The sequence below is a fragment of the Demequina litoralis genome (genome assembly GCF_030418455.1).
In the GTDB taxonomy this organism is placed as follows: Bacteria; Actinomycetota; Actinomycetes; order Actinomycetales; family Demequinaceae; genus Demequina; species Demequina litoralis.
This window is the reverse complement of sequence record NZ_JAUHPW010000002.1, coordinates 44,894-57,921: the sequence shown is the minus strand read 5'-3', so window position 1 is coordinate 57,921 and position 13,028 is coordinate 44,894. Positions and strand designations below refer to the sequence as shown.

Genomic DNA, 13,028 nt, shown 5'->3' with positions numbered 1-13,028 from the left:
GCTCAGGCCGCGCGCGGCTCCCAGGTCCGCGTCCGCACGCCGCTGCGCCACACGTGCGACACGAGCGGCACGCCGGGGCGGTAGGCGAGGTGGACGGGATCGGGCGCGTCGAGGAGCGCCAGGTCCGCCCGCGCGCCGACCGCGATGCGGCCCACGTCGGAGCGCCGCAGCGCCCGTGCGCCGCCGTGCGTCGCCGCCCGGATCGCCTCGGACGGGGTCATGCCCATGTCGCGCACCGCGAGCGCGATGCAGAACGGCATCGACGTGGTGAAGGACGAGCCCGGGTTGCAGTCCGACGCGAGCGCCCACGTCGCGCCCGCGTCGCGCAGGCGGTCGATGCGCGGGTACGGCTGGCGCGTCGAGAACTCGGCGCCCGGCACGAACGTCGCGACCGTGTCGGAGGCGGCGAGCGCGTCGACGTCCTCGTCGGACAGGAACGTGCAGTGGTCGATGCTGGCGGCGCCCATCTCGACCCCGAGCGCGGCGGCGCCGGACATCGTCAGCTGGTTGGCGTGCAGGCGCAGCCCGAGCCCTGCCTCGCGGCCCGCGGTCAGGATGCGCCGCGTCTCCTCGACGTCGAAGGCGCCCTCCTCGCAGAACACGTCGATCCAGCGCGCGAGCGGCGCGGCCGCGGCGAGCATGTCGCCCGCGACGAGGTCGACGTAGTCGCCGCGGCGGTCGCGCATCTCCGGGGCGACCACGTGGGCGCCCAGGAAGGTCGTCTCGTCGGTGAAGCGGGACGCGACCTCGAGGAGGCGTCGCTCCGTGTCCACGTCGAGGCCGTAGCCGCTCTTGATCTCGGCGGTGGTGGTGCCCTGGCGCAGCGCCTCCTCGAGCAGGTGCCGGGTGCGCGTCGCGAGCCCCTCGGTCGAGGCCTCGCGCGTCGCCGCCACCGTCGAGCGGATGCCTCCCGCCGTGTACGGGGCGCCGGACATGCGCGCGTCGAACTCGGCGGAGCGGTCGCCGCCGAACACCGCGTGCGTGTGGGAGTCGACGAAGCCGGGGATCATCGCGGCGCCGCCGGCGTCGAACGACGCATCGGCGGCCGGCGCCTGAGGGCTCGACCCGACCCAGGCGACGCGGCCGTCCTCGACCACCACGGCGGCGTCGCGGCGCAGGCCCATGAGGCCCTCGCCGTCGTCCATGGTGGCGAGGACGCCGATGTTGACGATCACCTCACTGGCCATGGAGGTGCTCCCTTCGCGGGTACGCGTCCGCGGCGAGGCGGCGCAGGTCGGACGATGCGCGGTGGACGCCGCGCACCACGGTGCCGAGGACGTCCTCGGCGGCGGCCGTGAGGACCAGCTCGTGCGCGTCGGAGCCGACGGTGCGGGCGGAGCCCGGGTCGAGGACGACGAGGTCGAGCGGGCTGCCGACCGCGGGCGCCTGCGGCCGCGTGCCGACGGGCGCGATCGCGGCGTGGCCGTCGACGGTGCCCGCGCTCCACAGGTCCGCGGGGGAGAGCACGCCGCGGCGGTGCGACGCGAGGCGTGCCCCGCCCTCGAGCCGGCGCAGCTCGTCGAAGGGGTCGATCACCACGTTCTGGTCGGAGCCGACCGTGAGGCGTGCGCCCGCGTCGCGCAGCGCCTCGGCGTGACCGAGGCCGTCGCCCAGGTCCGCCTCCGTGGTCGGGCACATGGACACCGACACGCGGGCGGCGCCGAGCGTCGCGACGTCGGCGTCCGTGAGGTGGGTCGCGTGGACCACGGTGGTGCGGGCGTCGAGCACGCCCGCGCGGTCGAGCAGCGCGGTCGGGGTGAGGCCGGTCTCGGCGAGGCACTCCTCGTTCTCGCGCGTCTGCTCGGACAGGTGCAGGTGCAGCGGCACCTCGTGCGGCAGGCCCGCGACCATGTACGCGAGGTGGTCGGGCACCACGGCGCGCACCGAGTGGATCGCGGCGCCCAGGGTGACCTCGGGGTGCGAGGCGCGCAGCGCATCGTCCAGCGCGTGCCAGCGCTCGTGCCACCGCTCGAGGCTGCCGTCGGAGAAGCGGCGCTGCGCGCCCTCGAGCTCGCGGCCGAAGCCGCCACGCAGGTACACCGTGTCGAGCAGCGTGAGCCGGATCCCCGCCGCGGTGGCCGCGTCGGCGAGCGCGAGCTCCATGTCGTGGCCGGCGTACGGCGTGCCGTCGGGGCGGTGGTGGAGGTAGTGGAACTCGCCCACCGCGGAGTAGCCGGCCGCGACCATCTCGGCGTACACGGCGGTGGCGGCTGCGCGCAGCCCGTCGGGGTCGAGCGTGCCCGCGACGCCGTACATCACGTCGCGCCAGCGCCAGAAGTCGCCGCCGCCGCCGTTGGTGCGGCCGCGCAGCAGCCGGTGGAAGGCGTGGCTGTGCGTGTTGGCGAAGGCGGGCGCCGCGACGTCCACGGCGAGGTCCACCGTCGCTCCGTCCCCGGCGGGCCCGACCGCGGTCACGACGCCCGCATCGTCCAGCTCGACCAGGACGTCGGGGCGGACCTCGTCCGGCAGGACGAGCCGGGAGCAGGCGATCCTCACGTGAGGGCCCGCAGCGCGTCCGTGAGCGCGTCGACGCCGGCACGGATGTCGTCGTCGGAGGCGCCCTCGAGCGGCGAGTGCGAGACGCCGTCGGGGTTGCGCACGAACAGCATCGCGGTGGGCAGGTGCGCGGCGAGGATGCCGGCGTCGTGCCCCGCGCCCGTCGGGATGCGCGGCACGTCGCCGAACGCGGGCGCGAGCGCCGCCCCGATGCGGTCGGTGAGGCCGCCGTCGAACTCGACGCGCGTGCTGAACGACTCCTCGGAGACGGAGACCTGGCAGCCCTCGGCCGCGCTCGCCCCCTCGACGTCCGCGACGACGCGGGCCACCAGGTCCCTCACCTCCTCGTCGTGCTCCGCACGCGCGTCGAGCCACAGGCGCACCTCGGACGCGATCGCGTTGGACCCGCCGGGGACCACCTGCAGCTTGCCCACCGTGGCGCGGGCGCGCGCGGCGGGATCGGTCTCGACGGCGCGTGCACGCGCCGACCGGACCGCCGCGGCCGCCACCAGCATCGGGTCGTGGCGCGACACCAGCTCGGTGGCGCCCGCGTGGTCGCCGCGGCCGGTGATGGTGACGCGCCAGCGGCCGTGCGCGAGGATGCTGGTCGCCAGCCCGACGGGGTGGCCCAGCGGCGCGAGCTGGCAGCCCTGCTCGACATGGAGCTCGAGATAGAGCGCCGTGTCCGCGAGGCGGTCGGGGTCGTGGCCGATGAGGGCCGGGTCGTAGCCGCCGTCCTCGAGGACCTGGGCGCACGTGGTGCCGGTCGCGTCGGTGAGGCCGCGCACGCGGTCCGTGTCGATCTCGCCCGCGAGCAGCTGCGAGCCCAGGCACGGGACGCCGAAGCGGGCGCCCTCCTCCTCGGCGAAGCTCGCGACCCTGATCGGGTGCGCCGGGGAGTGGCCCTCGGCCATGAGCCGCGACACGGCCGCGAGGCCCGAGACCACGCCGAGCGGGCCGTCGAGCGGGCCGCCGCCGGGGACCGAGTCGAGGTGGGAGCCGGTCGCGACCGCGGGGCCCGTGGCGCCCTCGGCGCGCCACGTGGCCCAGAGGTTCGCGTTGCGGTCGGCCTCTACCTCGAGGCCCAGCGAGGTCGCGGTGCGGACGAACCACGCGCGCATGTCGCGGTCGGCGTCGTCGAGCAGGTGACGCGACCAGCCGCCGCGGACCGGGTCCGCCCCGATCCCGGCGAGCTCGGCGAGCGCGGCGACCGCGTCGAGCACGGCGGGGGCGGCGGGGGCGGCGGGGGCGGCGAGGCCCGGGGCGGCGACCTCGGCCATCAGGCGTCCATCATCGGGACGTGGAGGCCGCGCTCGCGCGCGACGTCCTTCGCGTGCTCGTAGCCCGCGTCGACGTGGCGCATCACGCCCGTGCCCGGGTCGTTGACGAGGACGCGCGCGATCTTCTCCGCGGCGAGGTCGGTGCCGTCGGCGACGATCACCTGGCCCGCGTGGATCGAGCGGCCGATGCCGACGCCGCCGCCGTGGTGCAGCGACACCCAGGTCGCGCCCGAGGCGGTGTTGAGCAGCGCGTTGAGCAGCGGCCAGTCGGCGATCGCGTCGGAGCCGTCCTTCATCGCCTCGGTCTCGCGGTAGGGCGAGGCCACCGAGCCGGAGTCGAGGTGGTCGCGGCCGATCACGATCGGCGCGGACAGCTCGCCGCTCGCGACCATCTCGTTGAACTTGAGGCCGGCGAGGTGGCGCTCCTTGTACCCGAGCCAGCAGATGCGCGCGGGCAGGCCCTCGAAGTGGACCTTCTCGCCCGCCGCGGTGAGCCAGCGGTGGAGCGACTCGTGCTCGGGGAACAGCTCCATGAGCGCGCGGTCGGTCTTCGCGATGTCCTCGGGGTCGCCCGAGAGCGCCGCCCAGCGGAACGGGCCGCGGCCCTCCTCGAACTGCGGGCGGATGTACGCGGGCACGAAGCCGGGGAAGGCGAAGGCGCGGCCGTAGCCGCCCAGCTCCGCCTCCGCGCGGATCGAGTTGCCGTAGTCGAAGACGTCGGCGCCGGCGTCCATGAAGCCCACCATGGCCTCGACGTGCGCCGCCATCGCGGCGCGGGCGTCGCGCGTGAAGCCCTCCGGGTCGGCCTCGGCGCGCGCGTGCCACTCCTCGACCGTGTAGCCGATCGGCAGGTAGGACAGCGGGTCGTGGGCCGAGGTCTGGTCGGTCACGAGGTCGATCGCCACCCCACGGCGCAGCAGCTCGGGGAAGACGTCGGCGGCGTTGCCGACGACGCCGACGGACAGCGCGCGGCCCTCCTCCTTCGCCGCCACCGCCCTGGCCACCGCATCGTCCAGGTCGGAGGCGACCACGTCGAGGTAGCCGTGCGCGACGCGGCGCTCCAGGCGGCTCGCGTCGACGTCGACGATGAGGCACGCACCCTCGTTGAGCGTGACGGCCAGCGGCTGCGCGCCGCCCATGCCGCCGGCGCCGCCGGTCAGGGTGAGGGTGCCCCGCAGCGAGGCGGTGCGCGGGTCGCGGCCCTCGCGCTCGGCGCGCTGGCGCGCGGCGGCGGCGAAGGTCTCGTAGGTGCCCTGCAGGATGCCCTGGGTGCCGATGTAGATCCACGAGCCGGCGGTCATCTGGCCGTACATGGTGAGGCCCTGCGCCTCGAGGCGGCGGAACTCGGGCCAGGTCGCCCAGTCGCCGACGAGGTTGGAGTTCGCGATCAGGACGCGCGGCGCCCACTCGTGGGTGCGGAACACGCCGACGGGCTTGCCCGACTGGACCAGCAGGGTCTCGTCGGCCTCGAGCTCCGTGAGCGTCGCGACGATCGCGTCGTACGCCTCCCAGCTGCGGGCGGCGCGGCCGGTGCCGCCGTAGACCACGAGGTCCTCGGGGCGCTCGGCCACCTCGGGGTCGAGGTTGTTCATGAGCATGCGCATCGGCGCCTCGGTCTGCCAGGACTTCGCGGTGATCTCGCTGCCGCGCGCGGCGCGGACGGTGCGGGTGGTGTCGGTGGTGGTCATGCTGTCTCCCTGGTGCGGTGCCGGATCAGGCGTGGTCGAGGGGGCCGATGCGGTCCTCGACCGCGCGGAGGACGTCGCCCGAGCGGACGGCCCGGGCGGCCGCGTCGATCTCGGGGGCGAGGAAGCGGTCGGCGCCGGGGCGGGCGGCGTCGGCGATGAGGGCCGCGGCGGCGCCGGTGGCCGCGGACGGCTCGAGCGGGGCGCGCAGCGCCTGCCCCCGCGAGGCGGCGAGCAGCTCGATGCCGAGGACGCGGGCGAGCCCGTCGATCGCGGTGCGGAGCTTGCGGGCGGCGTGCCAGCCCATGGACACGTGGTCCTCCTGCATCGCGGACGAGGGGATCGAGTCCGCCGAGGCGGGCGCCGCGAGGCGCTTGAGCTCGGACACGATGCCCGCGGCGGTGTACTGGGCGATCATGAGGCCCGAGTCGACGCCCACCTCGTGCGCGAGGAACGGCGGCAGCCCGTGGTTGCGGGCGGGGTCGAGCAGGCGGTCGATGCGGCGCTCCGACATGGACGCGAGGTCCGCGACGGCGATCGCGAGGAAGTCGAGCACGTACGCGACCGGCGCGCCGTGGAACGAGCCGTTGGACTCGACGCGGCCGTCGGGGGTGACGACGGGGTTGTCGACCGCGGCGGCGAGCTCGCGCGAGGCCACGAGGCGCGCGTGCGCCATGGTGTCGCGGACGGCGCCGCCCACCTGGGGCGCGCAGCGCAGCGAGTAGGCGTCCTGGACGCGGGTGCACTCGGGGCCGCGGTGGCTCGCGACGATGGGGGAGCCCGCGAGCACGCGGCGCATGTTGCGCGCCGAGGCGTCGAGGCCCGGGTGCGGGCGGAGCTGCTGGAGGTCCTCCGCGAACGGGGAGTCCGAGCCGAGCAGCGACTCGACGCTCATCGCCGCCGTGACGTCCGCCGTGGTGACGAGACGGTCGAGGTCGGCGAGCGCGAGGACGAGCTGGCCGAGCATGCCGTCGGTGCCGTTGATGAGGGCCAGGCCCTCCTTCTCCTCGAGCGCGACGGGCGCGATGCAGGCGGCGGCGAGGGCCTCGGCGGCATCCATGAGCGTGCCCTCCCGGTCGCGGACGGGGCCTTCGCCGATCACGGCGAGCGCGACGTGGCTCAGCGGCGCAAGATCACCGCTGCAGCCGAGCGAGCCGTACTCGTGCACCACGGGGGTGATGCCGGCGTTGAGCATCGCGGCGTAGGTCTCGGCGACCAGCGGGCGGGCGCCGGTGCGGCCCGTGAGCAGCGTCGACAGGCGCAGCGTCGCGAGGGCGCGGATCACCTCGCGCTCGACCTCGGGGCCGGACCCGGCGGCGTGCGAGCGGACCAGGCTGAGTTGAAGCTGCGCGCGGCGCTCGCGGTCGATGAAGGTGGTGGCGAGCGCGCCGAAGCCGGTGGACACGCCGTAGTGGGGCTGGGGGTCCTGCGCGAGGGACTCGATGACGGCGCGCGTGGCAGCCATCGCGTCGAGCGCGGCGGGGTCGAGCACGATGCGGGCATCGTCGCGGGCGATGGCCGCGACCTCGGCGGGGGTCGGGGCGCCGCTGCCGAGCGTGACGGCGGGGGCATGCGTGTCGAGGAGGGTCATGGCACCCATCCCACAACCCGCGCGGCGCCCCCGCATGCCGATCCGGGCCACTCGTGTCTCATATGTGAGACTGGTGACGTGTCGGAAACATCCGCCCCGCGCCGGGCCGCGGCCCCCGCCGTGGACCAGGCGCTCGCGATCCTCACCCATCTCGGGCGCCAGCGCGGGCCGGTCTCGGCGGGCGCGCTCGCGGCCGCGCTGGGGATCCCGCGTGCGTCCCTGTACCGGCAGCTCGCCGCGATGATCGACCACGGCTACGTGGTGCACATGCCGGAGGAGTCGCGCTACGGGCTCGGGGTCGCCGCGCACGAGCTCGGTTCCGGCTATGCGCGCCAGCAGCCGCTGTCCCGGCTGGGGGCCCCGGTGCTCGCCGGCCTGGTCGACCGGGTGGGGGAGTCCGCGCACCTCGCGGTGCTCGAGGGGCGCGACGTCGTCTACATCGTCGAGGAGCGCGCGCCGCGGCGCCCGCCGCTCGTCACCGACGTCGGGGTGCGGCTGCCCGCGCTCGCGACCGCGACCGGCCGCGCGATCCTCGCGGCGCTGCCCGACGCCCAGATCCGTGCCACCTTCCCCGGGCGCGACGCGTTCGCCGCCGCACCCGAGGGGTCGTCGCGGTCCTACCGCGAGCTCAAGGCGATGGTGCGCCGGACGCGCGACCGCGGCCACGCGTGGGAGGACGGCGACGTCACCGCGGGCCTCGCGTCGGTCGCGGTCGCGGTGCGCGACCACACCGGCTGGCCCGTTGCGGCGATCGCGGTCACCTTCGCCGCCGACCGGGTCGACGAGGGCGGGCGCGCGGTGCTGGTCGCCGCGGTGGCGCGCGAGGCCGCCGAGCTCGAGCGCCGCATCGGCCGCCGCTGAGCGCCCCCCGTACACTTGACGGGTCCGAATCCGGGAGGTCCCATGCGCGTGCTCGCCGCCCTGTCCGGCGGGGTCGACTCCGCCGTCGCGGCCGCGCGCGCGAAGGACGCGGGTCACGACGTCGTCGGCGTGCACATGGCGCTGTCGCGCAGCCGTGCCGAGCACCGCACCGGCTCGCGCGGCTGCTGCTCCATCGAGGACGCGAACGACGCCCGCCGGGCCGCCGACCGGCTGGGCATCCCGTACTACGTGTGGGACCTGAGCGACGAGTTCCACGACACCGTCGTGACGGACTTCCTCGCGGAGTACGAGGCTGGACGCACCCCCAACCCGTGCGTGCGGTGCAACGAGCACATCAAGTTCGACACGCTCCTCGAGCGCGGCATCGCGCTCGGCTTCGACGCGGTCTGCACCGGCCACTACGCGCGCATCGACGTGCTTCCCGACGGCCGCCGCGAGCTCCACCGCGCCGCCGACGCCGCCAAGGACCAGAGCTACGTGCTCGCCGTGATGGGATCCGAGCGGCTCGCCCGCGCGATGTTCCCGCTGGGCGCCGTCGCGTCGAAGGCCGAGGTGCGCGCCGAGGCCGTGGCCCGCGGGCTAGGGGTCTCGAACAAGCCCGACTCGTACGACATCTGCTTCGTCGCCGACGGCGACACCCAGGGCTTCCTCGCACGCGCGCTGGGGGAGCGTCCCGGCGACATCGTCGACGAGAACGGCGACGTGGTGGGGGCGCACGCGGGCGCCTACGCCTTCACCGTGGGACAGCGCAAGGGCCTGCGCCTGCCGCGCCCCGCGACCGACGGCGCGCCCCGCTACGTCACCGGCATCGACACCGCGCGCAACGTCGTGACCGTGGGCCCCGAGACGCTGCTGAGCGTGCGCACCCTCGTCGGGGAGGACGTCGTGTGGCTCGCCGAGGACGTGCCCGCCCGCGAGCCCACGGCGGTCGAGGTGCAGGTGCGCGCGCACGGCACCCCGGTCCCCGGCACCGCGGTGCGGGACGATGCGCGGCTCACGGTCGCGCTCGACGAGCCGATGCGCGGGGTCGCCGCGGGCCAGTCGCTCGTGGTCTACCGCGGGTCGCGGGTGCTGGGGCAGGCGACGCTCACGCGCTGAGCGCGTCAGCCGGCGTGGGGCTCGAGGTCCACGTCCTGGACGTGCATGACCTCGCCCCAGGCGTCCGGCCGGCAGCCCTCCGGGATCGTCATGTCCTCGGTGGGCGGGCCCCAGCCGCCGCCCGCCGACACCGCGTCGCCCATCGCGTAGTCGCGGCCCGCGTACGTGAGCACCTGGGCCTCCGCGTCCCACGAGGCGAGAGCTCGCGGCAGGACCGGCACGGTCGTGAGGCCCGCGGCGTCCCCGTCGCCGGCGATGTACAGACAGCCGTCGCGCAGCTCCAGCACGCCCTCCATCAGCGCCGCGTCGCCGCCGTCCGCGGGGTCCCAGTCGTAGCGTGCGACGGGGCTGTCGGAGGCGTCGAGGTCGCCCGTGCCGTGCGTGGCGCAGCCGGCGAGCGCGAGCAGGATCACCCCTGCTAGGGCATGTTTCATGAGGTCATCATCGCCCGTGCGCGGCCGCCGCGCCAGGGGCGCCCGGTCACGATCCGGCCACCGCCGCATCGTCCCGCCGCACGGGCGCCCGCGGCCGTTCGTAACGTTTCGGCCACGAATGCCAACCCGCTATCGAAACGGTTTGACACGTGCGGCCGATGGTCCTACTTTGAAGGCGATGCGAGAGAGCGCTCTCACACGGAGAGCGCTCTCACGATCACCGCCAGCAGTACGGACACAAAGGAGTGAACGTGAGCCTCTCACGCCGCAAGACCACCTTCGGGTTCGCCGCCGGAGCGGCAACCCTCGCGATCGCGCTCGCCGGGTGCGGGTCGTCCAGCGAGCCGGAGTCGTCGGACTCGGCCGCCGCGGGCGGCTCCATGGACGAGCCGGTCACCCTGACCCTCGCGACCTTCAACCAGTTCGGCTACGCGGCCGACTCCGAGGGCGGCGCGGACTACGCGTACGACCTCATCGCCGAGTACGAGGAGCTGCACCCCAACGTCACGATCGTCTACAACGTCGCGGACACCTCGAACACCGCCCGCGAGAACTTCTTCACCAAGCTCGGCCCCGGCGGCCTCGCGGACGTGGAGGCCATCGAGGTCGACTGGCTGCCCGAGGCCATGACCTACTCGGACCTCCTCGCGGACCTCACCAACGCCGAGCTCGACGGCAACTGGCTCGACTGGAAGGCCGACGCGGCCACCGACGCCGACGGCCGCCTCATCGGCTACGGCACCGACATCGGCCCCGAGGCGATCTGCTACAACGTCGACGCCTTCGCGGAGGCAGGGCTCGCGACCGACCCCGAGGAGGTCGCCGCGCTGTTCGACGGCGACTGGGACACCTTCTTCGAGGTGGGCCAGCAGTACACCGACGCCACCGGCAAGGCCTTCTACGAGGAGAACGCCGCGATCCTCCAGGGCATGATCGGCCAGCTCGAGGCGCCCTACGAGGACCCCGAGACCGACGAGGTCATCGCGCTCGACAACGCCGAGGTGAAGGACGTCTACGACACCCTCACCGCCGCGTCCGAGGCGGGCCTGTCCTCGGGCCTCCAGCAGTGGGGCGACGACTGGGCGGCCGGCATGGCCAACGGCGACTACGCCGTCACGCTCTGCCCGGCCTGGTTCCTCGGCATCATCGAGGGCAACGCCCCCGACGGCAACTGGGACATCGCCAACGCGTTCCCCAACGGCGGCGGCAACTGGGGCGGCGCGTACCTCACCGTCCCGGCCGGCGGCGCCAACGTCGAGGCCGCGACCGAGTTCGCAGCCTGGCTGACCGCTCCCGAGCAGCAGGCCAAGGCCTTCGAGAACGTCGGGGCCTTCCCGAGCTCGCCCGAGGCGGCCGCGTCCGACGCGGTGGTGTCCTACACCCGCGAGTACTACAACGACGCGCCGGCCGGTGAGATCTTCTCGGAGCGCGCCGCCGCCGTGGCGGTCTCCCCGTACAAGGGCGCCCACTACTTCGAGGTGAACGACGCCATGGTCAACGCGCTGCGCCGCGTGGACGAGGGCACGATGTCCGCCGAGGAGTCCTGGTCGCAGTTCCAGGCCGACGTCGAGTCGATCGGCTAGCAGGACGCACGGAGCGGGCCGTCTCCCTCGGGAGGCGGCCCGCACCCGTCGCACGGACCGTCACGACCAGGGGAACCGCCTCATGACCACCACCAAGCCTCAGACCGAGGTCCCGACGCCCTCCGAGCCCCCTCGCGGGCGCGCGCCCCTCACGTGGCGGCAGCGCCTGGGCCGCCTGGACGTCAAGCTCTCGCCCTACCTCTACATCTCGCCGTTCTGGATCGTCTTCGCGCTCGTCGGGCTCTTCCCGATCGTCTACACCGCGGTCATCTCGTTCCAGGACTGGGACCTCGTGCGCAACACCGGCACGTTCACCGGCTTCGACAACTTCGCCTTCGTCCTGCAGGACCGCGAGTTCTGGCTGTCGCTGCGCAACACCTTCTCGATCTTCGTGCTGTCCTCGGTGCCGCAGATCATCGTCGCCACGTTCATCGCCGCGATGCTCGACAAGAACATCCGCGCGAAGACGTTCTGGCGCATGGGCGTGCTGCTGCCCTACGTGGTCGCACCCGTCGCGGTCGCGCTGATCTTCTCCAACATGTTCGGCGACAAGTACGGCCTCATCAACTCGCTGCTCAACGACATCGGCCTCGACAGCATCCGCTGGCACGTCGACGTCATCCCGAGCCACGTCGCCATCGCGACCATGGTGAACTTCCGCTGGACCGGCTACAACGCGCTCATCCTGCTCGCTGCGATGCAGGCGATCCCGCGCGACCTGTACGAGGCCGCGGCCATCGACGGCGCCAACACGCTGCGCCGCTTCTTCTCCGTCACGCTCCCGCAGATCCGCCCCACGATGATCTTCGTCATCATCACGTCGACCATCGGCGGTTTGCAGATCTTCGACGAGCCGCGCATGTACGACACCAACGGGCGGGGCGGCTCCAACCATCAGTGGGAGACCATCACGCTGTACCTCTACAACATGGGTTGGGGCGAGTTCAACTTCGGCCGCGCGGCCGCCGTCGCCTGGATCCTGTTCCTCATCATCGTCGCGTTCGGCCTCCTGAACTTCGCCATCACCAGGCGGTTCATCGCGGGCGACACCGCCGTCCAGCCGAAGAAGCCGAAGAAGGTGACCAAGTGACCGCCATCGCCAACCCCCTCAAGCGCAAGAAGGCCGGCGCGAGCGCCGTGTCGACGATGCGGCCCGGCTGGTTCGTCTACGCCTCGCTCGCGGTCTTCCTCGTCGCGTCGGTCTTCCCGTTCTACTGGTCGTTCCTCATCGCGTCGGGCGACCGCTTCACCATCAACGACCCCAACATGTCGTGGTGGCCCGGCGGCAACTTCCTCGCGAACGCGGCGACCGTGATCGACAACCCCGCCGTCAACTTCTGGAAGGCGCTGAGCAACTCGATCATCGTCTCCACGACGATGGCGGTGTCGACCGTGGTGCTGTCGACCCTCGCCGGCTACGCGTTCGCGAAGCTCCGCTTCAAGGGCTCGAACGCCCTGCTCGTCGGCGTGGTCGCGACGATGGCGGTGCCGGTGCAGCTCGGCGTGGTGCCGCTGTACATCCTCATGCAGAAGTTCGGCTGGACCGGCTCGATCGGCGCGGTCATCATCCCGGGCCTCGTCACGGCCTTCGGCGTGTTCTGGATGACGCAGTACATCTCGCAGTCGCTGCCCACCGAGCTCATCGAGGCGGCCCGCGTCGACGGCTGCTCCATGATCCGCACGTTCTGGCACGTGGGCCTGCCCGCGGCCAGGCCGGCAGCCGCGATGCTGTTCCTCTTCACCTTCGTGACGTCGTGGAACAACTTCATGTGGCCGTACATCGTGCTCGACTCGACGAACCCGACGCTGCCGGTGTCCCTGTCGATCCTCCAGGCGAACTACTTCGTCGACTACTCCCTGGTCCTCGCGGGCGTGCTGCTGGCAACGGTGCCGCTGCTCCTCCTGTTCATGTTCGCCGGGCGTCAGCTCGTCTCCGGCATCATGGCGGGGGCGGTGAAGGGCTAGGCGGCCATGCCGCG

At 73.6% G+C, this 13,028-nt stretch carries 11 protein-coding genes; 5 read left to right on the top strand and 6 right to left on the bottom strand.

The genetic code is table 11. The annotated features are described in order from the left end of the window. Positions 1–2: 2 nt before the first annotated feature. From hutI to hutH, 5 genes are read right to left on the bottom strand one after another with little or no spacing between them, the layout of a single operon-like run. Entirely contained in the window at positions 3–1,187 is a 1,185-nt protein-coding gene (gene hutI, locus QQX09_RS02920) for an imidazolonepropionase (RefSeq protein WP_301131213.1), read from the bottom strand. Continuing rightward, positions 1,177–2,496, bottom strand: a complete 1,320-nt coding sequence (locus tag QQX09_RS02915; protein ID WP_301131212.1) for a formimidoylglutamate deiminase — start codon at positions 2,494–2,496, stop codon at positions 1,177–1,179. The genes hutI and QQX09_RS02915 overlap by 11 nt, the downstream gene beginning before the upstream one ends. Continuing rightward, entirely contained in the window at positions 2,493–3,776 is a 1,284-nt protein-coding gene (locus tag QQX09_RS02910) for an allantoate amidohydrolase (protein ID WP_301131211.1), read from the bottom strand. Before QQX09_RS02910 ends, QQX09_RS02915 begins: the two co-directional genes overlap by 4 nt. After that, positions 3,776–5,464 (bottom strand): urocanate hydratase, encoded by a 1,689-nt coding sequence (gene hutU / locus QQX09_RS02905; protein WP_301131210.1) that lies wholly within the window; start codon positions 5,462–5,464, stop codon positions 3,776–3,778. The genes QQX09_RS02910 and hutU overlap by 1 nt, the downstream gene beginning before the upstream one ends. A 25-nt stretch (positions 5,465–5,489) precedes the next feature. Then, positions 5,490–7,052 (bottom strand): histidine ammonia-lyase, encoded by a 1,563-nt coding sequence (hutH, locus tag QQX09_RS02900; RefSeq protein ID WP_301131209.1) that lies wholly within the window; start codon positions 7,050–7,052, stop codon positions 5,490–5,492. Between the two features lie 78 nt (positions 7,053–7,130). Between hutH and QQX09_RS02895 the strand changes: the two genes are divergently transcribed. Both QQX09_RS02895 and mnmA read left to right on the top strand, forming a co-directional pair. Continuing rightward, a complete protein-coding gene (locus QQX09_RS02895; RefSeq protein ID WP_301131208.1) occupies positions 7,131–7,913 on the top strand; it encodes an IclR family transcriptional regulator in 783 nt (260 codons plus the stop codon). A gap of 42 nt (positions 7,914–7,955) precedes the next feature. After that, entirely contained in the window at positions 7,956–9,032 is a 1,077-nt protein-coding gene (mnmA, locus tag QQX09_RS02890) for a tRNA 2-thiouridine(34) synthase MnmA (RefSeq protein ID WP_301131207.1), read from the top strand. Between the two features lie 5 nt (positions 9,033–9,037). On the opposite strand, the gene QQX09_RS02885 is transcribed toward mnmA, so the two are convergent. Then, positions 9,038–9,466, bottom strand: a complete 429-nt coding sequence (locus QQX09_RS02885; protein ID WP_301131206.1) for a hypothetical protein — start codon at positions 9,464–9,466, stop codon at positions 9,038–9,040. A gap of 251 nt (positions 9,467–9,717) precedes the next feature. Here QQX09_RS02885 and QQX09_RS02880 point away from each other — a divergent pair, with 251 nt between their 5' ends. The 3 genes from QQX09_RS02880 to QQX09_RS02870 all read left to right on the top strand — a co-directional run bounded on the left by QQX09_RS02880 (position 9,718) and on the right by QQX09_RS02870 (position 13,014). Then, the gene (locus QQX09_RS02880) at positions 9,718–11,049 is read left to right on the top strand and encodes an ABC transporter substrate-binding protein (RefSeq protein WP_301131205.1); all 1,332 of its coding nucleotides are present in this window, start codon (positions 9,718–9,720) and stop codon (positions 11,047–11,049) included. An 82-nt stretch (positions 11,050–11,131) separates the two neighbouring features. Beyond that, entirely contained in the window at positions 11,132–12,139 is a 1,008-nt protein-coding gene (locus QQX09_RS02875; protein ID WP_301131204.1) for a carbohydrate ABC transporter permease, read from the top strand. 56 nt (positions 12,140–12,195) lie between these two features. After that, on the top strand, positions 12,196–13,014 hold the full coding sequence (locus QQX09_RS02870; protein ID WP_301131554.1) for a carbohydrate ABC transporter permease: 819 nt from the start codon (positions 12,196–12,198) through the stop codon (positions 13,012–13,014). Positions 13,015–13,028: the final 14 nt, after the last annotated feature.

What these genes read in the sequence shown, in the direction of transcription:
- hutI (WP_301131213.1), bottom strand. Translation starts at nt 1,187, where the DNA reads ATGGCCAGTGAGGTGATCGTCAACATCGGCGTCCTCGCCACCATGGAC.
- hutU (WP_301131210.1), bottom strand. Translation starts at nt 5,464, where the DNA reads ATGACCACCACCGACACCACCCGCACCGTCCGCGCCGCGCGCGGCAGC.
- QQX09_RS02885 (WP_301131206.1), bottom strand. Translation starts at nt 9,466, where the DNA reads ATGAAACATGCCCTAGCAGGGGTGATCCTGCTCGCGCTCGCCGGCTGC.
- hutH (WP_301131209.1), bottom strand. Translation starts at nt 7,052, where the DNA reads ATGACCCTCCTCGACACGCATGCCCCCGCCGTCACGCTCGGCAGCGGC.
- QQX09_RS02875 (WP_301131204.1), top strand. Translation starts at nt 11,132, where the DNA reads ATGACCACCACCAAGCCTCAGACCGAGGTCCCGACGCCCTCCGAGCCC.
- mnmA (WP_301131207.1), top strand. Translation starts at nt 7,956, where the DNA reads ATGCGCGTGCTCGCCGCCCTGTCCGGCGGGGTCGACTCCGCCGTCGCG.
- QQX09_RS02910 (WP_301131211.1), bottom strand. Translation starts at nt 3,776, where the DNA reads ATGGCCGAGGTCGCCGCCCCGGGCCTCGCCGCCCCCGCCGCCCCCGCC.
- QQX09_RS02870 (WP_301131554.1), top strand. Translation starts at nt 12,196, where the DNA reads ATGCGGCCCGGCTGGTTCGTCTACGCCTCGCTCGCGGTCTTCCTCGTC.